The sequence below is a fragment of the Vibrio sp. 1751 genome (genome assembly GCF_033339895.1).
GTDB classification, from domain to species: domain Bacteria; phylum Pseudomonadota; class Gammaproteobacteria; order Enterobacterales; family Vibrionaceae; genus Vibrio; species Vibrio alginolyticus.
Genome location: NZ_JAWOVM010000133.1, coordinates 1 through 7980, shown reverse-complemented (window position 1 = coordinate 7980; position 7980 = coordinate 1). Strand labels below are relative to the sequence as shown.

Here is a 7980-nt window from a genome sequence, read left to right as displayed (position 1 = left end):
TCTTTGATGCCACTGGAGATAAGAAACGCTATCAACCTGTCAGCATGTGGGTTACTCATTACTTCTCTTCCTTTAACCAACTATCCATAGCACGCAGCGACTCGTGAGCGGTGAGATCAACTTGCAGAGGCGTCATTGAAACTCGGCCATGCTCAATTGCATAAAAGTCCGTGCCCTCTCCTGCATCTTGCTCCTTTCCTGGTGGGCCTAACCAATAAATGTCATGGCCTCTCGGATCTTTCTGCTTGATCATATTCTCTGCGTGATGACGTGCACCTAAACGCGTAACTTCAATTTCACCTAAATTCTCTGATGGTAAGTCAGGCACGTTTACGTTCAGTAGACGATTCGTTGGAATCGGCGACGCTAAATGCTGTTGTACAATTTGACGTGCAATTTTAGCGGCGGATTCGAAATGTCGCTTACCCACTAGAGAAAAAGCCACCGACTGAACGCCAAGGAAATGACCTTCCATGGCGGCTGCTACTGTTCCAGAATAAAGAACATCATCACCCAAATTAGCGCCATGGTTGATTCCTGACAGAACAAGATCAGGCAAATCATCTTTCATTAGCTCATTCAGCGCGAAATGCACACAATCCGTGGGCGTGCCTTGCACTGAGTAGATATTTGGGGCAATTTCAGTCACGCGTAATGGTTGTTCTAATGTGAGTGAATTCGAAGCACCTGAACGATTTCGATCAGGTGCGACAATGGTCACTTCAGCGATATCTCTCAACTCATCAGCGAGGGCATGAATCCCTTGAGCATGAACACCATCATCATTGCTGATTAAGACCCTTAAGGGCTTCGGGTTTCGTGAATCCTGTTCCATTAGTATTCTCTTTCTACTTCAACCTCATTAACTAACTCACGAACAATAGAGGTCGCAAAAGATCCCGCATCCAGTGAGAAAGTCAGCGTAATGTTGTTACCTTCAACCGTCCAAGCTAAATCTTTTGGCTTCAGCGCAATATCGCGACGGTCGTGGCGCATGCGATTACCACGAATCAGCGCCATGAGGTCAGGCTCTTCGTCTAAAAACGGTTGCTCTAATGCCAGAGCCTCGGCTTGAGTAGGCAGTGCATTATCGCCAGCAAGCGCAGCGGTAATTGCCGCTTCACCTCGCGCAAATTGCACTTGCAGAGCAGCGATGTTGTTTGCATCAATCAACTGAGTGCCAGAATTCGTCTGTGCAATGTCACCATCAATGAACTTATCAAACACACCATTCTCTAGACGAGCTGAAACGATGCGGTTGAAAATCCACGAACGAGCCGCTGATAAATACATACTGCGCTTGTTTTGATTGCGGGTACGAACGTTTTCGCGTCCCCATCGACGTGCTTCTTCAAGGTTGTTGCCATCGTTACCAAAACGCTGACTACCGAAGTAGTTTGGCACGCCAACTTGTTTCAATTTTTCAAGACGTTGCTCTACATCCGCTCTATCTGTCACTTCAGACAAAGTAACCACGAACTCGTTCCCTACTAGGTCACCAGGACGCAGTTTTTTATTGTGACGATCTGTTGCAAGGATTTCGATACTTGGGTATTGAGCCAAAAACGCTGAAAAATCTGGCGTTTCACCTTTTGGTAAATGGACACTTAACCACTGTTCCGTCACCGCATGACGGTCTTTAAGACCCGCCCAGCTAACGTCTTTCGACTTAACACCACAGGCTTTTGCTAACTCGTTAGCAACGAAGCTGGTGTTCTCGCCCGTTTTACGGATACGAACCATTAAGTGCTCGCCTTCGCCCGTAAAGGCAAAACCTAAATCTTCGCGAACCTGAAAATGCTCTGGCTGCGCTTTAATTTTTGCCGATGCAACTGGCTTACCCGTTAGGTAAGCCAATGAAGATAAAATGTCTGACATGATGTGTTTCCGCTGATATCACAGCTTAGAGGAGCAAATTGCTAGTTATTGCTTAAACAGAAGTACAACGGCTTCCGTTGCAATGCCTTCTTTGCGTCCAGTAAAACCGAGACGTTCTGTCGTCGTCGCTTTTACGTTAATGTTACTAATGTCGGTTTCTAGGTCTTCGGCTATCGCCGCACACATTGCGTCAATGTGTGGTGCCATTTTAGGCGCTTGTGCCATGATGGTTACATCAGCATTGCCAAGACGGTAGCCTTGCTCTTTAACTCGACGGTAAACGTCTTTCAGTAATTCACGACTGTTTGCGCCTTTCCATTTATCATCCGTATCTGGGAAATGACGACCAATATCGCCGGCAGCAATCGCGCCCAGCAGAGCATCCGTTAACGCATGCAACGCTACATCGCCATCTGAGTGAGCAATCAAACCTTGCTCATAAGGGATTGCTACACCACCAATAATGACTGGGCCTTCACCACCGAATTTATGTACATCGAAACCATGACCAATTCGAATCATTTTCTATCCTTTCTTTATTCGCCGCGCTCACGGCTTAGATAAAACTCGGCTAACGCAAGATCTTCTGGCTGAGTGATTTTTATATTGTTCGCATTCCCTTGAACTAAGGCTGGCTTCTCGCCTAACCATTCCAAAGCCGAGGCTTCATCGGTAATGGTTACACCCTGTTCTAATGCGTCAGCCAGTGCTTGAGTAAGCTGCTGAGTTTTAAACATTTGTGGAGTAAGTGCATGCCACAATGCTTCTCTATCTACCGTATGATCGATATCTTGTACTGCGTTTGCTCGCTTCATTGTATCTCTCACAGGAGATGCGAGAATGCCACCCGTTGAGTGGGCGCAGCAAACATCAATCAAACGGTCAATGTCGGATGTTAATACACATGGCCTTGCAGCGTCGTGAACTAATACCCACTCGCTTTCCAGATGCTCATTGACATAGTTTAGCCCTGATAACACAGAGTCTGCTCTTTCTTTACCACCAGCGACACGAATCACATCTGGGTGCTTAGCAATGGACAATTCTGGGTAATATGGGTCGCCGTCAGTAATGGCAACGACAACCTTAGAAATATTTGGGTGAGAAAGCAGTTTCTCTACGGTATGTTCCAGTACCGCTTTACCTTCGATCAATAAATATTGCTTAGGGCGATCTGCCTTCATTCTGCTACCCACACCAGCAGCAGGCACAATTGCGATATGCGATGAGTTCATATCCAACATTTTAATGGTTTTCCTCACCTATAATGCGGTAAAAAGTCTCGCCATCTTTAACTAAACCGAGCTCATGACGCGCACGTTCTTCAATCGCATCAAGACCTTGCCTTAAGTCATCAATCTCAGCGAACATTTCATTGTTGCGAGCTTGTAGCTTGCTGTTCACTTGTTGCTGAACTTCAATTTCATCTTTTACTGTGTAGTAGTCAGACACTCCGTTTTTACCAAACCATAGAGTGTATTGAAGCAAGCCAAACAGTAGCGTAAGGGCTATAACAAAGATTCGCATATCGCTGCTAACATTCTGTACCGGAAGGAATTAGATAAGGTGACATATATAGCATAAATGCGAGGTTGCCTCTAGGGGAGAAAGGGAGACTCACACGCTCCTTACAAGAAATAAGCAGCAAAATGAAACAAGCTCATAGGAAGCGCTCCTTACCCATGACCAAAGTAAGAGCCAAAAATACAAACCTATAAATACAAAAAAACCGCCGTAGCGATGGTTTCAAAAAGCTATTTAGCGAAACTTTACTCAATAAGAATTAAGCTTGACCTTTTACTTCTTTGAGACCGCTTACTGGAAACATGGAGGAGTGCGCTCACTTAGCGCTTCCGTTATATAAAAAAACACCCCGCCAAGGCAGGGTGTTTTAAAAGCTTTAAGTTAAGCTGCTAATTCAGTGAAGAATTAAGCTTGACCTTTAACTTCTTTAAGACCGTTGAAAGGAGCGCGCTCACCTAGAGCTTCCTCGATACGGATTAGCTGGTTGTACTTAGCAACACGGTCAGAACGGCTCATAGAACCAGTTTTGATTTGACCTGCAGCTGTACCTACCGCTAGGTCAGCGATAGTTGCATCTTCAGTTTCGCCAGAACGGTGAGAGATTACTGCTGTGTAACCTGCGTCTTTAGCCATCTTGATTGCAGCTAGAGTCTCAGTTAGAGAACCGATTTGGTTGAACTTGATAAGGATAGAGTTAGCTACGCCTTTCTCGATACCTTCAGCAAGGATCTTAGTGTTAGTAACGAATAGATCGTCACCTACTAGTTGAAGCTTGTCACCTAGTAGTTCAGTTTGGTGCTTGAAGCCATCCCAATCAGACTCGTCTAGACCGTCTTCGATAGAAACGATTGGGAATTGGTTAGCTAGCTCAGCTAGGTAGTGGTTGAACTCTTCAGAAGTGAAAGTTTTACCTTCGCCTTTCATGTTGTAGATGCCAGCTTCTTTGTCGAAGAACTCAGATGCAGCACAGTCCATAGCTAGAGTAACGTCTTTACCTAGTTCGTAACCAGCAGCTGCAACAGCTTCTGCGATAACTTCTAGAGCTTCAGCGTTAGATTTAAGGTTAGGAGCGAAACCACCTTCATCACCAACTGCAGTGCTGTAGCCTTTAGACTTAAGAACTTTAGCTAGGTTGTGGAATACTTCTGCACCGATACGTAAACCTTCTTTAAGAGTCTTAGCGCCAACTGGTTGGATCATGAACTCTTGGATGTCAACGTTGTTGTCTGCGTGCTCACCACCGTTGATGATGTTCATCATTGGTAGAGGCATAGAGAACTGACCTGCAGTGCCGTTTAGCTCAGCGATGTGCTCGTATAGAGGCATGCCTTTCGCAGCAGCAGCAGCTTTAGCGTTTGCTAGAGAAACAGCTAGGATAGCGTTAGCACCGAATTTAGATTTGTTTTCAGTGCCGTCTAGTTCGATCATTACTGCGTCGATTGCAGCTTGGTCTTTAGCGTCTTTGCCAACTAGAGCTTCAGCGATTGGGCCGTTTACAGCTTCAACTGCTTTAAGAACACCTTTACCTAGGAAACGTGCTTTGTCACCGTCACGTAGCTCAAGAGCTTCGCGAGAACCAGTAGATGCGCCAGATGGAGCTGCCGCCATACCTACGAAACCGCCTTCTAGGTGTACTTCAGCTTCTACAGTTGGGTTACCACGTGAGTCGATGATTTCACGACCTAGAACTTTAACGATCTTAGACATTAATGTTTCCTCTCGTTTCAAATATAAATGTCAATCTTAAAGGGCAGCAGCACAACCTTCGCCGCCGCCCGTATCCTTTTACTTCTCGAATTCGCCGCGTGCGTTTTGGCCCGCAGCCTTAACAAAACCTGCAAACAATGGATGTCCATCGCGAGGAGTCGAGGTGAATTCTGGGTGGAACTGAGCCGCTACAAACCATGGGTGAGCTGGGTTCTCAATCATTTCCACTAACTTCTTGTCCGCAGATAGACCTGATACTTTTAGGCCTGCTTTTTCGATTTGCGGACGAAGCACGTTATTCACTTCGTAACGGTGACGGTGACGTTCATGGATCGTCGCGCTACCGTACAGTTCACGAGCTTTAGTCCCTTTCTCTAGGTGACACAGCTGTGAACCAAGACGCATCGTACCGCCTAGGTCAGACTTTTCAGTACGCTCTTCTACGCTACCTGATTCGTCTACCCACTCTGTGATCAAACCTACCACAGGGTACTTAGTCTCTTTGTTAAATTCTGTTGAATGTGCACCTTCCATACCCGCAACGTTACGCGCGTATTCGATTAGTGCAACTTGCATACCCAAACAAATACCTAGGTAAGGCACGTTATTTTCACGTGCATATTGAGCCGCACGGATCTTGCCTTCAATACCACGATCGCCGAAGCCACCTGGTACTAGGATTGCGTCCAAACCTTCTAGAAGTTCAACGCCTTTTGTTTCGATATCTTGTGAGTCTACATACTTAATTGTGACGCTTAGGCGGTTTTTCAAGCCAGCGTGTTTAAGCGCTTCGTTCACAGATTTGTATGCATCTGGTAATTCAATGTATTTACCAACCATACCGATGGTTACTTCACCAGTAGGATTTGCTTCTTCGTAGATAACCTGTTCCCATTCAGAAAGGTCTGCTTCAGGAGCAGTAATACCAAAGCGAGCACACACAAGGTCATCTAGCCCTTGAGATTTAATCAACTGAGGGATCTTGTAGATAGAGTCTACATCCTTCATTGAAATTACTGCTTTTTCTGGAACATTACAGAACAGTGCGATTTTTTTACGCTCATTCGCAGGAATAACGCGATCGCTACGGCAAACTAGGATGTCTGGCTGAATACCGATAGATAGAAGTTCTTTTACAGAGTGTTGCGTCGGCTTAGTTTTCACTTCGCCCGCTGCCGCTAGGTAAGGAACAAGTGTTAGGTGCATGAACATTGCGCGCTCACGGCCTAGCTCAACAGCTAGCTGACGAATCGCTTCCATAAATGGTAGTGATTCGATATCACCAACAGTACCGCCAACTTCAACGATAGCCACATCATGGCCTTCAGAACCTGCAATAACGCGATCTTTGATTGCGTTAGTGATATGAGGGATAACTTGAATAGTTGCGCCTAGGTAGTCACCACGACGTTCTTTACGAAGTACGTCGGCATAAACACGACCTGCAGTGAAGTTGTTACGCTTGGTCATCTTGGTACGGATGAAACGCTCGTAGTGACCAAGGTCAAGGTCAGTCTCTGCGCCATCTTCTGTAACGAACACTTCACCGTGCTGAGTAGGGCTCATTGTGCCCGGGTCAACGTTGATGTAAGGGTCAAGCTTCATCATAGTCACTTTAAGACCACGAGCTTCTAGAATAGCCGCAAGAGATGCTGCTGCAATACCTTTACCTAGAGAGGATACAACCCCGCCAGTAACAAAAATGTAATTTGTCGTCATGTTTAACCTGAAATTGGTTGAATGAGGGAAATGGAGTGCTTCTGGACGGGAGATAAATATACCAGAAGCTCCTTACCGCCACAACGTGAAATCTATCACACCGTAATTTTTTATTTTTTGCTTCAAATCAAAGTGAGCAAAGACAACCCAAAGTCCGTTTCGTGTAACCAAACAAGCTGACCTTATATTATGTATTCTGCCAGTTTACCTCTGCCTCGATTCTTCTTGTTTTACTTCATCCCAAAAATGGTCAAGTTCTGATAAAGAACAATCTGTAAGTACTTTGCCTGACTGCTGGACCTTGCCTTCAACTTGTTTAAAACGTCGCGCAAACTTTACGTTTGCTTTTCCTAGCGCGACTTCTGGGTTTTTATCAAGGTGGCGAGCCAAATTGACAGTCGCAAATAGCAAATCACCGAGCTCCAACTCAACTTTCTCTTCATCGGGCTGAACTTGCAGTGCCTCTTCCATGACTTCGTCAATTTCTTCTCGTACTTTATCGACAACCGGGCCAAGTGAATCCCAATCAAACCCAAATTTTGCACATTTTTTCTGAATTTTTGTAGCACGAGAAAGTGCCGGTAAAGAGTTTGGTATTGAGTCTAGGATACTTTCTTCCGCTTTGCCTACTAGGGCTTTTTCTTTTGCTTTTTCCGCTTCCCAGTTCGCGTTAATTTCCTCGTCAGATTCAAACTCAACATCTGAAAAAACATGCGGGTGGCGACGAGTCAGTTTTTCGTTCACGGTTTCGACGACATCCGAAAAGTCGAACAGCTCTTGCTCTTTCGCTAGCTGACTGTAAAAAATCACCTGAAACAACAAATCCCCTAGCTCTTCTTTTAGATTGGGCCAATCTCGATTTTGAATCGCGTCCACCACCTCGTAGGTTTCTTCTATTGTATGCGGAACGATGGTGTCAAAGGTTTGTTTTAAGTCCCAAGGGCAACCGTTTTCGGGGTCACGCAGCTTCGCCATGATTTGTTCTAACTGTTCAATTGGATGACTCATTTTTTGTTCCTTTAAACCTTTCTATTAAAGAAAAAGGTGAGCAGCCAAAACCACTCACCTTCTACATTATATTTTCTCAGCAGCTTTCACTAAGTAATTGTTACTTTGACAAGGCAACAAGTTTTCGCGACTCCTGAGCATAGC

8 protein-coding genes are annotated in these 7980 nt (G+C 45.3%); all 8 read right to left on the bottom strand.

Features of this window, described 5'->3' with window-relative positions; genetic code table 11:
• Positions 1 to 58 precede the first annotated feature (58 nt).
• The 8 genes from surE to mazG all read right to left on the bottom strand — a co-directional run bounded on the left by surE (position 59) and on the right by mazG (position 7836).
• Positions 59 to 835 (bottom strand): 5'/3'-nucleotidase SurE, encoded by a 777-nt coding sequence (gene surE / locus R7041_RS21970; protein ID WP_005380894.1) that lies wholly within the window; start codon positions 833 to 835, stop codon positions 59 to 61.
• Positions 835 to 1878, bottom strand: coding sequence for a tRNA pseudouridine(13) synthase TruD (gene truD / locus R7041_RS21965; RefSeq protein WP_064368767.1), 1044 nt, complete (start codon positions 1876 to 1878; stop codon positions 835 to 837). Before truD ends, surE begins: the two co-directional genes overlap by 1 nt.
• A gap of 45 nt (positions 1879 to 1923) precedes the next feature.
• Entirely contained in the window at positions 1924 to 2400 is a 477-nt protein-coding gene (gene ispF, locus R7041_RS21960; RefSeq protein ID WP_005380896.1) for a 2-C-methyl-D-erythritol 2,4-cyclodiphosphate synthase, read from the bottom strand.
• Positions 2401 to 2414: 14 nt separating this feature from the next.
• Entirely contained in the window at positions 2415 to 3122 is a 708-nt protein-coding gene (gene ispD, locus R7041_RS21955; RefSeq protein ID WP_017821625.1) for a 2-C-methyl-D-erythritol 4-phosphate cytidylyltransferase, read from the bottom strand.
• Position 3123: 1 nt separating this feature from the next.
• Entirely contained in the window at positions 3124 to 3405 is a 282-nt protein-coding gene (ftsB, locus tag R7041_RS21950; protein ID WP_005380907.1) for a cell division protein FtsB, read from the bottom strand.
• Between the two features lie 402 nt (positions 3406 to 3807).
• A complete protein-coding gene (eno, locus tag R7041_RS21945) occupies positions 3808 to 5109 on the bottom strand; it encodes a phosphopyruvate hydratase (RefSeq protein ID WP_005383785.1) in 1302 nt (433 codons plus the stop codon).
• Positions 5110 to 5187: 78 nt separating this feature from the next.
• Positions 5188 to 6828: a CTP synthase gene (locus R7041_RS21940; protein WP_021034029.1), complete on the bottom strand. Its 1641-nt coding sequence runs from the start codon at positions 6826 to 6828 to the stop codon at positions 5188 to 5190.
• 204 nt (positions 6829 to 7032) lie between these two features.
• Complete coding sequence (gene mazG, locus R7041_RS21935) at positions 7033 to 7836, bottom strand: nucleoside triphosphate pyrophosphohydrolase (protein ID WP_005383780.1); 804 nt, start codon at positions 7834 to 7836, stop codon at positions 7033 to 7035.
• Between the last annotated feature and the right edge of the window lie 144 nt (positions 7837 to 7980).

Excerpts from the sequence above, each read along its gene's own strand:
- surE (WP_005380894.1), bottom strand. The coding sequence starts at position 835 with ATGGAACAGGATTCACGAAACCCGAAGCCCTTAAGGGTCTTAATCAGC.
- truD (WP_064368767.1), bottom strand. The coding sequence starts at position 1,878 with ATGTCAGACATTTTATCTTCATTGGCTTACCTAACGGGTAAGCCAGTT.
- ispF (WP_005380896.1), bottom strand. The coding sequence starts at position 2,400 with ATGATTCGAATTGGTCATGGTTTCGATGTACATAAATTCGGTGGTGAA.
- ispD (WP_017821625.1), bottom strand. The coding sequence starts at position 3,122 with ATGTTGGATATGAACTCATCGCATATCGCAATTGTGCCTGCTGCTGGT.
- ftsB (WP_005380907.1), bottom strand. The coding sequence starts at position 3,405 with ATGCGAATCTTTGTTATAGCCCTTACGCTACTGTTTGGCTTGCTTCAA.
- eno (WP_005383785.1), bottom strand. The coding sequence starts at position 5,109 with ATGTCTAAGATCGTTAAAGTTCTAGGTCGTGAAATCATCGACTCACGT.
- R7041_RS21940 (WP_021034029.1), bottom strand. The coding sequence starts at position 6,828 with ATGACGACAAATTACATTTTTGTTACTGGCGGGGTTGTATCCTCTCTA.
- mazG (WP_005383780.1), bottom strand. The coding sequence starts at position 7,836 with ATGAGTCATCCAATTGAACAGTTAGAACAAATCATGGCGAAGCTGCGT.